The sequence below is a fragment of the Flavobacterium johnsoniae genome (assembly GCF_001879205.1).
Taxonomy (GTDB): Bacteria; Bacteroidota; Bacteroidia; order Flavobacteriales; family Flavobacteriaceae; genus Flavobacterium; species Flavobacterium johnsoniae_A.
Window position 1 is genome coordinate 268,296 of the sequence record NZ_MLFK01000005.1, and the last position, 15,901, is coordinate 284,196.

The 15,901-nt window shown below is 33.3% G+C and carries 16 protein-coding genes; all 16 read right to left on the bottom strand.

What is annotated here, in order from left to right; all coding sequences use genetic code 11:
- Positions 1-4 precede the first annotated feature (4 nt).
- Positions 5-1,522, bottom strand: coding sequence for a phytoene desaturase family protein (locus BKM63_RS06395; protein ID WP_071635798.1), 1,518 nt, complete (start codon positions 1,520-1,522; stop codon positions 5-7).
- Positions 1,519-5,202, bottom strand: a complete 3,684-nt coding sequence (locus tag BKM63_RS06400; protein WP_071635799.1) for a 1-acyl-sn-glycerol-3-phosphate acyltransferase — start codon at positions 5,200-5,202, stop codon at positions 1,519-1,521. Before BKM63_RS06400 ends, BKM63_RS06395 begins: the two co-directional genes overlap by 4 nt.
- A gap of 86 nt (positions 5,203-5,288) precedes the next feature.
- A complete protein-coding gene (locus BKM63_RS06405) occupies positions 5,289-6,467 on the bottom strand; it encodes a DUF2062 domain-containing protein (RefSeq protein ID WP_071635800.1) in 1,179 nt (392 codons plus the stop codon).
- 18 nt (positions 6,468-6,485) lie between these two features.
- Entirely contained in the window at positions 6,486-6,971 is a 486-nt protein-coding gene (locus BKM63_RS06410) for a hypothetical protein (protein ID WP_071635801.1), read from the bottom strand.
- Positions 6,972-6,973: 2 nt separating this feature from the next.
- Positions 6,974-7,345 carry a 3-hydroxyacyl-ACP dehydratase gene (locus BKM63_RS06415; RefSeq protein WP_071635802.1) on the bottom strand — a complete coding sequence of 124 codons (372 nt, stop codon included), beginning with the start codon at positions 7,343-7,345 and terminating at the stop codon, positions 6,974-6,976.
- Positions 7,346-7,356: 11 nt separating this feature from the next.
- Positions 7,357-7,977 (bottom strand): outer membrane beta-barrel protein, encoded by a 621-nt coding sequence (locus BKM63_RS06420; RefSeq protein WP_071635803.1) that lies wholly within the window; start codon positions 7,975-7,977, stop codon positions 7,357-7,359.
- A complete protein-coding gene (locus tag BKM63_RS06425; RefSeq protein WP_071635804.1) occupies positions 7,977-8,573 on the bottom strand; it encodes a porin family protein in 597 nt (198 codons plus the stop codon). The genes BKM63_RS06420 and BKM63_RS06425 overlap by 1 nt, the downstream gene beginning before the upstream one ends.
- Positions 8,574-8,610: 37 nt before the next feature.
- Positions 8,611-9,246 carry a hypothetical protein gene (locus BKM63_RS06430; protein ID WP_071635805.1) on the bottom strand — a complete coding sequence of 212 codons (636 nt, stop codon included), beginning with the start codon at positions 9,244-9,246 and terminating at the stop codon, positions 8,611-8,613.
- Positions 9,212-9,838: an outer membrane lipoprotein carrier protein LolA gene (locus tag BKM63_RS06435; protein WP_053472953.1), complete on the bottom strand. Its 627-nt coding sequence runs from the start codon at positions 9,836-9,838 to the stop codon at positions 9,212-9,214. The genes BKM63_RS06430 and BKM63_RS06435 overlap by 35 nt, the downstream gene beginning before the upstream one ends.
- 246 nt (positions 9,839-10,084) lie before the next feature.
- Positions 10,085-10,771 (bottom strand): polysaccharide deacetylase family protein, encoded by a 687-nt coding sequence (locus BKM63_RS06440; RefSeq protein WP_242661107.1) that lies wholly within the window; start codon positions 10,769-10,771, stop codon positions 10,085-10,087.
- A gap of 92 nt (positions 10,772-10,863) precedes the next feature.
- Positions 10,864-11,928 (bottom strand): beta-ketoacyl synthase N-terminal-like domain-containing protein, encoded by a 1,065-nt coding sequence (locus BKM63_RS06445; protein ID WP_071635807.1) that lies wholly within the window; start codon positions 11,926-11,928, stop codon positions 10,864-10,866.
- Positions 11,928-13,124: a beta-ketoacyl-[acyl-carrier-protein] synthase family protein gene (locus tag BKM63_RS06450; RefSeq protein WP_071635808.1), complete on the bottom strand. Its 1,197-nt coding sequence runs from the start codon at positions 13,122-13,124 to the stop codon at positions 11,928-11,930. The genes BKM63_RS06445 and BKM63_RS06450 overlap by 1 nt, the downstream gene beginning before the upstream one ends.
- 131 nt (positions 13,125-13,255) lie before the next feature.
- Entirely contained in the window at positions 13,256-13,513 is a 258-nt protein-coding gene (locus tag BKM63_RS06455) for a phosphopantetheine-binding protein (protein WP_068841663.1), read from the bottom strand.
- A gap of 2 nt (positions 13,514-13,515) precedes the next feature.
- Entirely contained in the window at positions 13,516-14,133 is a 618-nt protein-coding gene (locus BKM63_RS06460; protein WP_071635809.1) for a 3-oxoacyl-ACP synthase, read from the bottom strand.
- Between the two features lie 49 nt (positions 14,134-14,182).
- A complete protein-coding gene (locus BKM63_RS06465) occupies positions 14,183-14,677 on the bottom strand; it encodes a hypothetical protein (RefSeq protein WP_071635810.1) in 495 nt (164 codons plus the stop codon).
- Entirely contained in the window at positions 14,677-15,813 is a 1,137-nt protein-coding gene (locus BKM63_RS06470; protein ID WP_071635811.1) for a beta-ketoacyl synthase N-terminal-like domain-containing protein, read from the bottom strand. The genes BKM63_RS06465 and BKM63_RS06470 overlap by 1 nt, the downstream gene beginning before the upstream one ends.
- Positions 15,814-15,901 lie beyond the last annotated feature (88 nt).

A 15,901-nucleotide genomic window follows, 5' to 3' on the forward strand; every position in this document is an offset into this window, starting at 1 on the left:
TTTTTTATTCACATTCCTTATTAATTTTGGTAACCAGATATTCTTTACCAATAATTTCAGAGCAGGTAGAAACGGCGCCAATTGTTACGCCTAGTACACCATGCATGTTTATACTTTGGCCCGTAAGATACAAATTATCTAATTTTGTTTTTGCCGGAATTAAAGTTTTCATCGGATTATTAGAATCTTTAACATATCCGTACATATTTCCGTTGTAACCGCCAATATAATCCCGATATGAAAGCGGTGTAGAAGTATGAATCGATTTTATACAGTTTTTAATTCCGGGAAATTTAATTTCTATTTCGTCTAAAAACTTTGCTGCTTTTCTTGATTTAAATTCATCATAGCTTTCGCCTCGATCGCTTTCTTGGGCAGTTGTATTAAAAGTATCAATCCAGGGAGTAACATCTTCATATTTCATGTAGGTAATAAACGTCATTCCTTCTGCCCAGATTTCTTCTTTTTTTGAGGCGTTCATCGAAGCCATAAAACCTTTTGGCCATGAATCTTCGTCATATTCATGTGCAGTCCAGACTTCGGTGCTTTTCTTGAAATGATAGAAATTATGGTTAATGTATTTAAAAGTCTCCGGTTTAAAAACGATATACAAACTAAAAGCCGAAATGACGCCTTCAAGGCTTTGAACTCTATTGACAAATGCTTTTCTAAAGTTCTCCTCACCAGCCATTTTCAGGGTTGTTTTGGGTTCAATATTCGAAATAAACATGGAGCCAAAAACGTTGGTTCCGTCTTTTAATTCAACAGAATCAACTTTATTATCTACAACATTAAAACGGGTTACTTCTTTATATTTATAAAATTCGCCGCCATATTTTTTGAGTTGTTTCAAAAGCTGTTTGGTAATCTGGCTGCCGCCGTTAATGCAGCGCCATGAGCTTTGAATATAGGAGTTTACCGAAAGGGCGTGTACATAAAAGGGTGATTTATCAGGAATACCGGCGTATAGAAAATTTGAACCTGCAAGTACTGCTTTCAGTTTTTCATTTTGAGTAAATTCGTCGATGGTTTCTTTTGCGTTGAGCGCCAGAATTTCGTTATCATATTTCCCTTCCCAGTTTAAATTATAAAGCGGAAAAGCATCGCAGATTGTTTTTAGTTTTTCGCAGTATTTTTCAATATTTGCTTTTTCATCAGGAAAAAAAACAGTCAGTTGTCGGGCAAAATTTTCATATCCCTGCGCATGAGGATATTCGTTTCTGTCGTCTTCAAAAGAAATCATATCGTAGCAGTTTTCATCTAATTTTTTCAAATTTAGATGATCCATAATCCCGATATATTTGAAATATTTATAGAGATTTTCGTCTTTGTCTAAACCGCCTATATAATGAATACCAGTGTCAAAAATAGTTTTATCACGAACGAATGTCTGCAGATTCCCTCCGTATTGATTGTTTTTTTCGAGCACACAAACGCTGTAGCCTTCTTTAGCCAAAATTATAGACGAAACCAATCCGCCCAAACCGCTGCCCACAATCACTACGTCGTAATGCTCTTTCATTTATTTTTGTTTAAAACAAGTATTGCATTTTCTTCTGAAATTATTTCGAAACCAAAATCAATTACTTTGGTTTTTAAATCCGCGCAATTAACCAAGATTACAGAAATAGAATTAGAAACAATTTTATCCAGATCAGCCTTATAACTTTCGTCAGAAATAATCAAAATTTCAAATTGGTTTTCAATCGCCGATTCTAATTGATCGACATAATTTATTTTTCTTTTCTTTAAAAAATAATTTGTTTTGGCAACAGATAATTTTTCTTCATCGTTTATAAAAGAAACTATTTTTCGTTGTGGTTCCTGCAGCGTCAATAAAACATCCAGCTGACCGTAATCATTGGCAAGATGTAAAATTTTAGCTTTTGAATTAATGTATTTATTTAAATTGAAATAGGTTTCCAGGTTTTGTTTTAAATCTTTTTTTACGCTGTTTCCAATTTCAATTTCTTTGTAATCGTAACTGGCAATCAGCATATTTTTGAAATAATCCGGACCTTCCAGCTGCTTGCGTATTTTATGATATTCGGCTTTAAAAAAGGAACTTATTTGTTTGGTTCTGTCAGCGTAATTATTTCCGAATAAAGGATTATCAGGAGCAATTCTTTCTAAAATAGTAAGGGTTAAATTACCCCGATGAATGACAAAATCACCTTTTGGAATTAACTCTGAAGCGCCATGAATAACCACCGGAATTATATCCAGATTAAATTCTTCTGCAAGAAAAAAAGCGCCTTTATGGAATCGTTTGATCACATTGTTTTCTGAACGTGTTCCTTCCGGAAAAACCATCAGCGAATAGCCTTCGCTTACTTTTTTACGCAAATGTTCAACACCGCCTTCCAGACCTTCAGAAACCGGATAAAAGCCCGCTTTTCGAACAACACCTCCAAAAATAGGAGAGTTGTAAACCCAGTCACTTACCAGAAAAATGATTTTTGGACTCAGCATTCCAATTGCCAGAATGTCTAAAAAAGAAGAATGGTTGGCAATAATAATGGCTGGTTTTTCGAACGTTTCATTAAAATTATTAACGACTTTTTTATGTATAAACGGATTTGAATATAAAACCGATTTCATGAATTTTGAAATCACATATCTAAAAGCTTTCATTTTTGTTTTTTCACTAAGCGGTATAATCGGCATAATGGTAAAACTGAAAATAGACATTATAATACCGCCCATACCGTAATAGAAAAATGAAATTACACCATGAATAAATGTACGAAGCTGGAAAGGAGGGTTTCCTTTCTTTGGTCTGTTTGAAAGAAATAATTTAAACAGAATTGGATAAAAAATAAACGTAATAATTAAAGCGGCAAAAACTCCAATTAACGAAACGGACGAAATCGATCTTAAAGCCGGATGCTTGGCAAAAATCATCGCTCCAATTCCTAAAATGGTTGTAATAACTGCCAAAATAATGGATGTCCTGTAAATGGCAATTTCGTTTTTTCCGGTTGAATATTCTTTTTGTAAAGCGCTGGTCATGAAAATACTAAAATCGACGCCGTGCCCAAAAATCAAAGTGCAGACAATCATGCTGAAAATATTCATTTGAATACCAAATATTCCCATAATTCCTGCCGTTACAATTCCCGTTAAAGCAATGGGAATACAACTGATGATTACCAATTCTATTCTTCTGAAAAAGAAAAATAAAATCAGGATTACGGCTACGAAAGAATAATTTACAAGCGAATTAAAATCGGTTTTTAAAGTGCTGAAAAACGTTTCGTTCATCTGCTGGCGGTCGATCGCAATTAGATTTTCTTTGGCGGAAGCCGATTTTACAAAATTATCGCGCTGTTCAGGAGTTACTTTTACTAAGGTTGAAATCGTATAAAAACCGTTTTTTTCGGTTATAAATTCTTTTAATTGCAGTGCCTGAATTTTTAAATAATCTTCAGTAGAAATAGGTTTGAAATCAAAATCTAAATGATCAAAAAACAGTGAATAAGTGGTTGGCTTAAAGCCGAGTTTGGAACCTTCGGCAATTAGTTGTGATTTTAAATATTGTTTGGTTTCTGAAGTCCAGAATAAATTCCATTTTTGAATTTTTTCTTCTTGTTGTTTTTGTGAAAGAACAATACCTCCAACCGAGCTGAAATTCAATATTTTGTTTTGTTGTTTTTCTCTGGATAAATCGTAAAATAGTTTAGAGTTGTTTTGCAAAACTTCTTGCATGCTTTTTCCGTACGACGCAACATAAATGGTTTTTGAAGTCAGGCTTGTGCTTTCTTCCAATTGTTTTTCAGCCGCCTTAATGTCTTTCGGAACAAAATTTAGCTGCGACAAATCGTTATTAAAACCAACATTATTATAAGTAAAACAGCAAATAATGGTTATGATAACGCAAAAACCAATTAGGAACTTATTGTTGTGAAATGAAAAATGCGCGAGTTTATCGATCACATTTTTTTTGTGTTCGAAATTGTTTTCTTTTGGTCTATACAAATGCGGTACAATCAAAAGAGAAAAAATTCCGGTTGCCATAACAATTACGGCAGCAAAAATTCCGAGATCATTTAACGCATCAGACTTTACAAAAAGCAGACATAAAAAAGCAACAGCTGTTGTGGAACTGCTCATAATTACCGGCATCGTAATATCTTTATACAACGTTTTGATATCGCTGTTGTGCTTGTAATGCGTAAGAATGTGAAGCGAATAATCGATTGTGATTCCTAATAAAATAGAACCGATTCCGAGGGAAATTGCAGAAATCTGTTCTTTTACAAAATATAAAAACGCAACGGCAAACAAAGCTCCAAAAACGGTTGGCAGGAAAATAATTAACGGAATCAATATTTTTCTGTAAAACAAAATCAGGATCAGCATTAACGTAAACATCGCAATTGATGTTGTTAAAACTATATCGCTTTTAATTTGTTTTGCATTTGCGGCCGCAATTAATGCCGAACCAAAATAACTTACAGAAGTTTTGCCTTTAAACTGAGTATTTAAATTTTCCTGGATTGATTTTAGTTTTTCGGCAAAAAGTGTGTTTTTTTCAGTTTCACTTGACGAAATATCAGAAGTTAAAAATAATAGTAATTTCTTTTTGTCTTTTGTCATTACAAAACCGTTATCGAGCGTAAAGTCATCGCCAATATTTAATTGCTGCAATTTTTTTAAGGCGATAAATGAAATCCCAAGCGGATCCTGCAGAATAAAATCTTTGGTAATAAAACCTGATGGCGAAATAATCGATTTGTAATTTCCCTGAACGGTTGCGGTAATGCTGTCTTTTTGCAGCTTTTTTTGAATAGTATTATAATCTTGAGTATCCAGAAAAAGAGGCAGATTATGGTAAACAAAATCAATAGTTTCCTGAATGTTTTCTTCGTCTATTTTTCCCTGGATTCCGGTTATATAAGGTTTACAGGATTTAGAAACGCTGTCTGAAAATACAGCTGCCATTTCTTTTAAATTATCTTCAGAACCATTTTTTTCGAGGTTGAAAATTACGGTTGTTTTGTCGGCAAAGTTTAATTGTTTTAAAACTTTTGCTGTGGCATCTGCTTTATCGTTTGTGGGGATAAGTTTGGTGATGTCTTCTTCGAACTTAATTTGAGAAGCAAAAAATCCGAAAATCAAAAGCATCAAAACAGCCAAAAAAACCGATAGCGATTTTCGTCGGTTTACAAATAAATGAATGGCGTAGAAGTATTGATGCATGATATATTATTGTTGTTTTTTTGCCACAGATTAAACAGAATGGATTGATTTTATCTGTGTGTTTTCGCGGCAAAAATAAATAAATTTTATTCGATGCGTTTTTTGCTAAAAGCTGTTAAAAGCATATAACTTATAAGGCCGGCTGACAGCGCTAAAACGGATGCTAAAATAAGACTTCCGACGATATATTGCGCAGCGTTTTTTTGAATATCGTCGAGTGTGGCCGAACTATCTAAAATTAACGGCGCATCGCTGGGCACAAAAAAGCTTCCGGTTTTTAAAGAACCGTAAATGATAAGTGGAATAAAGGGAGGAAAACTCACATTTGAGGACAAAAAAGCAATGACTTTATTGAGCCTGAATAAGGCAGCAAAGGAAAAAAGAAGGATGGTTTGGAATCCCCAAAAAGGCGAAATTCCGATAAAAATTCCCAAAGCAATCGCTGCCGATTTTTTAAAATTAGAATCTTTGCTTTCTAAAATGTCTTCGAGGAAGAATTTTTTAAGTCCTTTTTTTTTTGCTCTTCTAAAGAAATCTCTCGGCTTGATGTACAACAAAGCATTGGTTACCAAAACCGTATTTAAAATACTGATTCGGGTAAAATCCCTGAAAGGGCGAAAATGAGAAACGCGTTCTGCAGGATCGTACAAAACCTGAATGGGAATATTTTTTACTACAATTCCTTTCCATGCTGCGCGTACAATTACTTCAATTTCAAATTCAAATTTATTGGTATAAAATCGTTTTGGAAGTAATTTTAAAGGATATAATCTAAAGCCGGACTGTGTATCTTCAAGCGCAATTCCAGTTTCGAACTTGAACCAGAAATTCGAAAATTTGTTGCCAAAACTACTTTTCTTAGGAACATTCTCCTGCGTCATGTTTCGGCTCCCAATTAAAAGAGAATTGGGTTGTTTTTGAATTTCCTCAATGAAACCCGGAATATCAGCTGCGAAATGCTGGCCGTCAGAATCAATTGTAATCGCGTATTCAAAATTGAGTTCCAGGGCTTTTCTAAAACCATTTCGAAGCGCTCTTCCTTTTCCTAAATTTTTAGGATGGTGAATTTGAGTAAGCTGCGAATATTGTTTTAAAATTTCGCTGGTTGTATCAGTTGAACCATCATTTACAATAATGACATTTGAAGTGAAATCTAAAATAGAATCCAACACTTTTTTCAATGTTTTCTGGTTATTGTAAGTGGGAACAATAACACAAAAAGAAGTTGAATCGAGCAATTCCTGCTTTGATAAAATAGGTTTCATTGAGAATTTTTCATGAGCTTATTTTACAAACTGCTTCTCTTTTTCAGAGAAACTTTTTGATTGTAAAACAAAGTCTTTTAGATATTCTTTCAAAGCACCACTTTGCGATGCATAATAAGTAGTGATGAATTTTTTATCTTCTTTAATATTTTTTTTATATCCTGTAATACCCGGAACATCTTCCTGAATACTCAGTCTGATCATTCGCATTTCGATATTGCTCGGATCGCTTTTTATAGTAGCTTCCAAAAGTTTTGCACCTTCTTTAAAGCGCTCAATTTTTTCGCCTAATTTCTTCTCAAACTTTGAATCCAGTAAAATAGAAGCAGCTTTGTAAGCCACTAAAATTTTATCATCGTTGTTTGAAACTGCCGAAAGTTTTTCGGTAAATTCTTTAGCATTTGTTTCTGATTTTGCAACATCAGAATACATTTTTCGGATAGAAGCCAAATCTGGAGTTCCGGCAAAATTTATCCATAGAAGTAATGATACTAGTAATTTCATAATTATAATTTTTTATACACATTGCTTAATTTTAAAGCAACGGTGTCGTTAAAATATGTGGTGTTTTTCACCTTTACCAAATCATCTTCTGAGGTTGTAATGTCAAGTTCTAAACGTAGTTCTGGATTAATTTCCGGATTAATCAATGCCATGAATTTTACATTCGAAAGTGTTTGGATAATCAGTGAACTTTTGGTAATTGATTCTGTAAGTTCTTTAATTATCTGAATCATGCAAACACCCGGCATAATTGGGTTTCCAGGAAAATGACCTTTAAAAACCTCATGATTGGCATTAACTAATATACGAAAATTATATTTAGCATCTCCTGTTTTTTCTTCTGAAAGTACTTTGTAAAAGTCTTTTAAAACCATAATTGTATTTTTTATTTCACGTCAAAAGAGTAAGAAACACCTATTTGAAAATTGACATTAGTATTATAGTCACCAAAAAGATAATGACTATTAGAATTGTTATAATAGTAATCACTGTCTAAAACATCTAGCAGACCCTTTTTAAATCGAAATTCAAAAGCAAGTCCCGAAGGCATTCGATATCCAAGCCCCATTACAAAAGCCAGGTCATTATATGTTTTTCTGAAAGCTAAATTGTCGTTTAGCAGTACATCTAAAGCCGGTCCAAACTGTACCTGAAATCCCTGCCCAAATGTAAATTTATTAATGACAGCAATCGACAAATAACTCACTTGTAAATCTTGGTAGATGACTCTTTCTGTCTGTGGCGTATCTAGTTCAAGATAATTTCGGGCAACGTTATTAGATCCTTGTCGGATGTAATTAATCTCCGGCTGTAAGGCATATCTTTTGGACAGATTTATTTCTCCAAAACCACCAACATAAAAATCAGGGCGGTAATCTGCATGCATTTCAGAAATGGTCGAAAGACTTAAACCTGCTCTTAAGCCAGGTTTAAAAGTTACTTGGGCTTGTATGTTTACGACTGCAAAAAAAAGGAATGCAGCAATAGCTAATTTCTTTTTATACATTATTTTACTTTAAAAGTGTAGCTGATACCAATTTGAAAAACCTGATTTAAAATTACTTCATCATAGTAATAATCATTATCATTATTAATTCCGTCATAACCATAAATATCTACCAAACCTTGTTTAATTCTGGCTTCAAAAGTTAATCCGTTTGGCAATGTATATCCAACGCCTCCAACAATGGCAAGATCAAAATTTTCAGGATTGCTATTGATATAATTATCAGAAATTTTAAAATCAAGAGATGGGCCTCCTAAAATGTGAAAACCCTTACCTCCAATATTAAATTTTGCAACTGCGCCAAGTGTTAAGTAATTTAATTCATATTTTTCAGAATAATAACGGCCGTTTTCAAAATACCTTCCTTCATCACCTTGTCTTGAATACGTTATCTCAGGCTGTAACGAAAAATATTTATTAAATTTAATATTGACTAATCCACCAACATAAAAATCTGTTTTAGATCTGTTATCATCAATATTGGTTAAGGTAGATAAATTTAATCCGCCTCTTAGACCTGGACTAACTTTTACCTGTGCTTGCGACTTTACAAGACCGATAAATAAAACGAATGCAATTAAGGTTATTTTTTTCATCTTTAGATTAGTTTAATTTTATTGTTAGTTTAATTTTTTATTCCGATTTAAAATAATTAAGCTCAATTTTCAGCTTGATATTTTGGTGATTAATCTGAATCTTCTCGGCAAAAATATTGTTTTCTGAATTGAAAAACAGTGTAAATTTTTCTTTTGTTTTAGAAGCGTGAACGATCTTTTCTAATTTTTTATCTTTTTTGGAAATGAAAATATAATTATCACGTTTGCCGTCTGCCGATTTATAAATGTCTGCCGATTCGTTTTCAAATTGTTCCTGAATCAAATATTGCTTTTTTAAAAGCAGTCGAAAATCTTCTTTTAAAGTATTAATCAAAATTTTTCGATCTAATTCTGATACAATCGAGTTGACTTTAAAATCATTTTCGGAGATTTCAAAATCCATTAATTTGTTGCCGAATTCTGTTGTAAAAACGATTCGGTGTGTGGTGTCGTTTATTTTTTTTGCAATGAAAATTCCCGACAATTCATTTCCGTAAACGCTTATGTTGGTTTTATAAACATAATCCGTTTTTGAGTCTGAAAAATACGGAACTTCTACAGCCGTTTTGTCTAATTTCTTGGGCGTGTAATTTTTTGTCACCGAGCCGCAAGAAACCACTACAAGAGCCAGAAAGCAATTAATTAGTAAAAACTGAATCGTCGATTTTTGCATTGATCACTTTATTTTTAAGTACAATTCTGGTATAATCTTCAGATGATTCTAACAATTTTACCTGAACCACAGTTGCTTCTTCTTTGTCAAAAGTCAGTTCAATTTGTTTGATGTATTTTTTCAGCGTAGCATCTTTTGGGATAAATTTCGCTAGGTTCTGACCTTTCAATTTGAAATACGAAATTGTAAATTCTTTGTCGTCAAACATATTCCCGCTTACGCTTCCTACGATTAATTTATTAATTCGGGCAAAGATTTTGCTGTTACCAATATCAACTGCACTTTTCTTTCCTTCGTCGTTAATCAGGATTTTGCCGTTTTTGAAAACAATGCTGTAATTGTATGGTTTTTTATATTGCCATTGCAAAAGTGCCGGTTCTTTAAAAACCATTTTTCCGGAAGTTTCAATATCTTTTGATAAAAAATCCAAATGTTTATACTGAACGAAATCGGTACTTAAAGTTTTGATTTTTTTGGCCACAACATTTACATCTTGTTTAAAAGATGCAATCTCCGCATCGGTCATTTTTTGTTCCTGTGCGAACAAATTGCCTGAAATAAATAGAATTAGTAGTGCTATTTTAGTTTTCATATTTTTTAAAATTTTTTGCCACAGATTAAAATGATTGCCATAGATTATTATTTTAACACATAGAAGCATAGAATTATAGAACTCAAAAAAGACGTTTCACTTGCGTTAACATATCCCGAGGCTTCGGGACTATGTTTGAAAAACTATTTTTTTTGATTTACTTTTTCAACACATAAAATCTATGTTTCTATGTGTTTAATTAATTCTATCATCATTAAACCAATAGGTTGAATAAAATCCGTTTAATCAGCGTCCAATTCCATAAGCTTTAAGACTCAAAAGTTCTTCAATCGAAATCACTTCATAATGATTTTGTTTTAAAAATTGCAAAAACTGTTCCAATACCAAAACAGAGTGTGGAGCCGTGTCGTGCAAAAGTACGATTCCGCCGGGAGAAACCCGTTTTATAATTCGGCTGAAAATTAATTCCTGATTTTTTGTCCCTCCGTCAAGCGAACGGATATTCCAGCCAATCACTTTATGTCCGGTGATTTTTAAGGCCCTCCTGATCGATGGTGTTGTAACGCCGTAGGGCGGACGAAAAAAGTTTATTTTTTTTGAGGTGAATTTTTCCAGAAGTTCATCTGTTTTCTTGATTTCAGTTTTTATTTGTTCAGCATTATAAAAATCAAAAAACTTTGAATGGCTGTAGGAATGGTTTCCAACTAAATGCCCTTCTTCAATAATTTGTTTGATAATTTTAGGATGTTTTTCAATATTTTTCCCGATGCAGAAAAAAGCCGCTTTGGCATTGTATTTTTTCAGAAGTTCCAAAACTTCTAAAGTAAATTCAGTTGGGCCATCATCAAAAGTAAGCGCAATCTTTTTTTCTGTTTCTAATGGATTATTACAAAAAGCTTTTACATGATAATTGGAAGAAATTCTGGAAGAACCAAAAGCGTTTATTCCAATCCAAAGAAAAATTACAGCCAAAAAACACCATATATTTATTGCAATATAGAGATTCAAAAGAAGCAGTAAAAGCAATAAAAAGATAAAAAATATCGAGATGTTTTTATGCGTTATCATTTTGAAAGTAACGTAAAACTATGATTTTTTCCGTTTAATTGATTGTACAATAAAATGGTTTTGTAAGCTGGTTTTGTAACCGAATTTACTTTTATGATTTCAGGAATTTCCTGTGTTTTTAAAATTTTAGAAGCCATCCAAAAAGCAAAAGCTGAAGCCGTATCATACTCGCCGCTTAAATGTTTGTAATACAAAACAGGCGTTTGTGCGAAAGTATTTTCAGCCAGATTTTTATAATAATTTTCGAAATCAGCGTTTCCGTCAAAACCTAAAACCAATACATCAACATCTGAAATTTCTAAATTATTAGATTTTAGAAAAGATGAAATTTCAGTTTCAATTTCATTTTCTTCCAGCGTATTTACAATAGCAATATCCAAAAGTTCAGCGTATGTGTTTTCTTTTTTTTCGTTTTCTAAAACAAAAAAACTAGCACCTTCACCATAAACGGCTCCACTTGTAGTTGAAGTTAAAACATCGTAAGGCGATGCATTATCAGCTTTGATGCGTCCGTTTAATTTGAAAAGAGCAGTTGTATAATCACCATTTTCATCTACACCACCTACTAAAATTGAATTGGCTTCATCTTCTTCAATCTGCATTTTAGCATCCAAAAGTGCCGATTCAAAAGAAACCGCCCCATTTACATACGTAAAATTATAACCTTTACATTGCTGTAAAAGTGCAATCTGAGCACCAACGGTATTATGTGTAGATTGGATAAAAGAAGTTGGCGTTAAAAACTCTTCTTTATTATCTAAAATGCTTTTCAGGAATTTTTCAGAATCTTCGATGCATCCTAAACCGGTTCCTGTAATAATGGCATCAACTTTTTCGACATTTGCATCTTTCATGGCCAAAGCCGAAGCTACGATTCCATTTTTTACTCCTTTTGCCATTCTGCGGCTGGCAGCCGGAGAAATATATTCTTTATATGCCGGCGAAACGATTGCCAGTACATTTTCATCGTGATTCACAGTGGCTTCTTCCAAAAAAACAGTATCAAATGTTTTTTGAGTCGAAATACAGCCTACTCCATTTATATATGTTTTTTTTGTCATTAGCTTTTTGAAAATATAAGGGTTGAACAATTTCCTCCAAATCCAAAAGAATTAGACAAAACGTGTTCGATATTTTTATTTTTTAGAGAAGTCTGCGGTGTCAAATCAAATTCTTCCATTTGAGTTTCAAAATTCAAATTCGGATAAACAACATTATTTTGGATTGCCAAAACACTGTAAACGGCTTCAATTGCCGCCGCAGCCGCTAAAGTATGTCCTGTAAAAGGTTTTGTCGAGCTAAAATCCGGAACTTTTTCGTCTTCATAAATGCGGCGTATAGCTCTTCCTTCAGACAAATCGTTATTTGGCGTTGCCGTTCCGTGAACGTTGATGTAATCAATTTCAGAAGGTTTTAAACCCGAAACTTCAAAGGCTTTTTTCATCGCCAGATAAGCGCCGTCTCCATTTTCTGAAGAAGCAGTTTGGTGAAAAGCATCATTTGCATTTCCGTAACCCGAAACTCTTGCCAGCACTTTTTTATTTTGTTTTTCTACAATCTCATCCGATTCTAAGACCAAAAAAGCAGCTGCTTCTCCAAGGTTTAATCCTTTTCGGTTATTGTCGAAAGGTTTGTTGTAATCGTCAGATAAAATCATCAAAGTCTTAAATCCGTTGATGGTAAATTTAGATAAAGCATCAGCTCCGCCCACAATAACGCGGTCCAGTTTTCCGGTTTTAATTAATCTGGCGCCCAGCATAATCGAATTTGCCGCAGAAGAACAAGCCGTACTGATGGTTGAAACCATTCCTTTTAAACCCAGTTCTTCGGCAATTTTTTCTGCAACATCGCCTCCATCATGACACGTAATATATTTTACAAGTTCCGGTTTTTCGAAATAATCGTAATAATGTTTCTCCGTCATGTCCATTCCGCCCACGCTTGTAGCCGAAATAAGTCCCGTTCTAAATTCGTTAATTGAGGTTATGCCGGCATTTTCAACAGCTTGTTTTGCTGCCAAAGTACCAATCATAGCGGTTCTCGAAAAATTATTATCGCTGTTTAAGTTCAATTCGGCGATGAGATCATCGTTGGTTTTTTTGATTTCACCCACTTTAATAACATCTGCATGAACTGTAGAAATATTGGAGATACGGGAAATCCCAATTTTATTTTCGATTAACGAATGATAATTTTCTTCAACCGAATTTCCAATCGAAGAGATAATTCCCATTCCCGTTATTGCAACACCTTTCATTTAGACTTGCTTAGATTGTTAGAATTTTATTTTTAGACTTGCTTAGATTTTTAGATATCAGACTTCTTAGATTATTGGACTTTTTATTCCTGTCTATGAAGTCTAAAAATCTAAGCAAGTCTAAGTAAGTCTTACTTTGTTCTGTTAGCGCTGATGTACGCCGCCATAGTTTCGATAGACTGGAAAATTGTTTTTCCTTCTTTCGGATCTACTAATTTAATTCCGTAATCTTTATCTAAAATCACGATCAATTCAAGTGCATCAATCGAGTCTAAACCTAAACCATCTCCAAACAAAGGATCGTTATCAGCAATGTCTTCAACTGCGATATCTTCAAGATTTAGAGTAGTAATAATTTTGTTTTTCAATTCTTCTTTTAATGCTTCCATGATTATTTATTGTATAATGTATTGATAGTCTCGTTTTTATAATTTGTATTTTCTTCTTTGCTTATCGTGCAAAGAAACGCTTTATAACTGTCATTAAAAAATTCTACCCAGCCGCACAAAACCGTATCTGCCTTATTTGTATTCAAAAGAATATTCGAATAATTCGACATGAATTCAGTGTTAAAGGCATCAAATATAAAGAAAGAATTTTCACTTTTCAGCTGATGACGAATACTTATTTCGCCCAGACAAATATTTGGCAGTGTATACACAAAAACAGCAGGACTCGGAAAATAGTTTTCTTTGTCTAAAATCGATTCCTGATATTTTACATCGGTATCTAAACTTGAGGATTTATTAGCCAAAACCAAAGCAATATTATTTTCCTCTTCATTTGAAGTTATCGGACTCAAAAGCAATTCTGATCCTAAGAAAGCCAGTTTGCTCAAAGCATCCATTTTGAAAAACTTTGGATATTGCATTTCAAAATTACGGTATACTTGTTTAGAGAAATCGGCAAAATCTGTTGGTTCAATTTTGAATACAGAAGTTCCGTTCAAAACAATTTCGTTGTTTTGTATGGTGATATAGGATTGTATGTTTGTTTTATTTTGAGTCATTGTTATTTTAAGAACATAATTTTTTAATGTCGGCTTTTAAAAGTAAATGTTAAAAAAGAACAGGAAAATTTGTTTTATAACCTTTTTTAAGCATTGTTATATAAATGTTATTTTTGTCTAGAATAAATATCCTGCTGGATTGATATAAAGAACTACTTCCGAAAGAGTCTGATTTGTTATAAATTATTATATCTTTTGAATTTGCAGCTCTCTCAAACCCTAATTTCTTACAATATTCAGTAATAATTGTTCTGTTTTTTTCAGCGTCATATTTGCTTATAATTTTTGTAAGATGTTTTTCAGTTGCCTTTCGATAAATTGCATAGACAAAAAAGAGGCTTCCAAAAAACAGAATATAATATTCGCTTCCGGTTTTTGAATGATCTCGATATGGATCGTAATAAACTAAAAAAGGACAAATAAATCCAAAGCTAAAAAACACAAAAAGAAGTATGGTGTCAAATATATCAAACCAGCTTTCAGAATAAACAAGTTTATTTTTGGCAATACTTTTCTTGATATCTAAATTTTTCAAATTTCTCATTATACTTTTTCAAAAACAACCGCCGTATTACAACCTCCAAATCCAGAAGCCGTCTTCAAAAAATACTCAATAGCCGCCTCTTCATTTTTCTCAATAACATTTATCATCTCACTCACGCCAATTTCATCAAAACCTTTTGATTCAAAAAGTGTATTTTGATTCGTAGATTCAATAGCGATTACCGTTTCTAACAATCCCGAAGCGCCTAATGTATGACCGTAAAATCCTTTCAAACTATTTACTGGAACATTTTGTAAACCCAAACGGCTGAAAGCAATGGCTTCCATTTCGTCGTTGAATGGTGTTGCGGTTCCGTGTGCTGAAATATAATCTAATTTATTGGGTTCGATTTGTGCTTCTTTCAAAGCATTTTGAATACTTCTGAACAAGCCTTCGCCCGTTCTTGAAGGCCCCGAAATATGATTCGCATCGTTTATCGAACTGTCTCCAATTACTTTTATTTTGGCATTTTTGGCTTCCGCCGAAATTAAAACAGCTGCCACAGCTTCGCCCAAACTTACACCAGTTCTATTTTTAGAATACGGTTTACAAGGCAGATCACTCATCGCCTGGAAGGCATTAAATCCAGACAAAACAAATTCTGAAACTTCGTCGCCGGCCACAACAAAAACATGGTCATACAACTCAGACTGAATCATTCTTTTAGCAATTGAAACGGCCAAAATTCCAGAAACGCAGGCATTTGAAACAACGATTGGCTGTGTTTTAAATTGGAAGAAATCGGCAACATTTTTTGCTAAAACATCTAAATGTGCGTTATTAAAACTTTCCTCAGAATTGTCTTTTAAAGCCGTAACATTTCCTTTTGTGGTAGAAAGAATAAAAGCTGTTTTTGAATTGAATTCAACTCCAGCATTTTTGATAATCGGCTCTAAAGCCAAAATCATCATTTTCTCTAAACGGGAATATTGGGTTTCGGTACTGATTTTTGAAAAAGCAGTGTTTATTTTTTCATCAGAAATGATTGAAGCATAAAATGAATTCGGCATCAAAGAAATATCATTGTGCAGCTGGATACCAGAATCACCACGAAGAATCGCTTCGATATTGGACTCAACATCAAAACCTAAGGGCGTGATACAATTTGTTTCTGTGATGTATATTTCTCTTATCATTTTGTTATTCTTAATTTCTCTTCTGCAATCCCGATGCTTTGGGACAAAACCTTGCAGTATTTTTTTAACATAGATGCATAGTTCAGTT

Excerpts from the sequence above, each read along its gene's own strand:
- BKM63_RS06395 (WP_071635798.1), bottom strand. The coding sequence starts at position 1,522 with ATGAAAGAGCATTACGACGTAGTGATTGTGGGCAGCGGTTTGGGCGGA.
- BKM63_RS06400 (WP_071635799.1), bottom strand. The coding sequence starts at position 5,202 with ATGCATCAATACTTCTACGCCATTCATTTATTTGTAAACCGACGAAAA.
- BKM63_RS06405 (WP_071635800.1), bottom strand. The coding sequence starts at position 6,467 with ATGAAACCTATTTTATCAAAGCAGGAATTGCTCGATTCAACTTCTTTT.
- BKM63_RS06410 (WP_071635801.1), bottom strand. The coding sequence starts at position 6,971 with ATGAAATTACTAGTATCATTACTTCTATGGATAAATTTTGCCGGAACT.
- BKM63_RS06415 (WP_071635802.1), bottom strand. The coding sequence starts at position 7,345 with ATGGTTTTAAAAGACTTTTACAAAGTACTTTCAGAAGAAAAAACAGGA.
- BKM63_RS06420 (WP_071635803.1), bottom strand. The coding sequence starts at position 7,977 with ATGTATAAAAAGAAATTAGCTATTGCTGCATTCCTTTTTTTTGCAGTC.
- BKM63_RS06425 (WP_071635804.1), bottom strand. The coding sequence starts at position 8,573 with ATGAAAAAAATAACCTTAATTGCATTCGTTTTATTTATCGGTCTTGTA.
- BKM63_RS06430 (WP_071635805.1), bottom strand. The coding sequence starts at position 9,246 with ATGCAAAAATCGACGATTCAGTTTTTACTAATTAATTGCTTTCTGGCT.
- BKM63_RS06435 (WP_053472953.1), bottom strand. The coding sequence starts at position 9,838 with ATGAAAACTAAAATAGCACTACTAATTCTATTTATTTCAGGCAATTTG.
- BKM63_RS06445 (WP_071635807.1), bottom strand. The coding sequence starts at position 11,928 with ATGACAAAAAAAACATATATAAATGGAGTAGGCTGTATTTCGACTCAA.
- BKM63_RS06450 (WP_071635808.1), bottom strand. The coding sequence starts at position 13,124 with ATGAAAGGTGTTGCAATAACGGGAATGGGAATTATCTCTTCGATTGGA.
- BKM63_RS06455 (WP_068841663.1), bottom strand. The coding sequence starts at position 13,513 with ATGGAAGCATTAAAAGAAGAATTGAAAAACAAAATTATTACTACTCTA.
- BKM63_RS06460 (WP_071635809.1), bottom strand. The coding sequence starts at position 14,133 with ATGACTCAAAATAAAACAAACATACAATCCTATATCACCATACAAAAC.
- BKM63_RS06465 (WP_071635810.1), bottom strand. The coding sequence starts at position 14,677 with ATGAGAAATTTGAAAAATTTAGATATCAAGAAAAGTATTGCCAAAAAT.
- BKM63_RS06470 (WP_071635811.1), bottom strand. The coding sequence starts at position 15,813 with ATGATAAGAGAAATATACATCACAGAAACAAATTGTATCACGCCCTTA.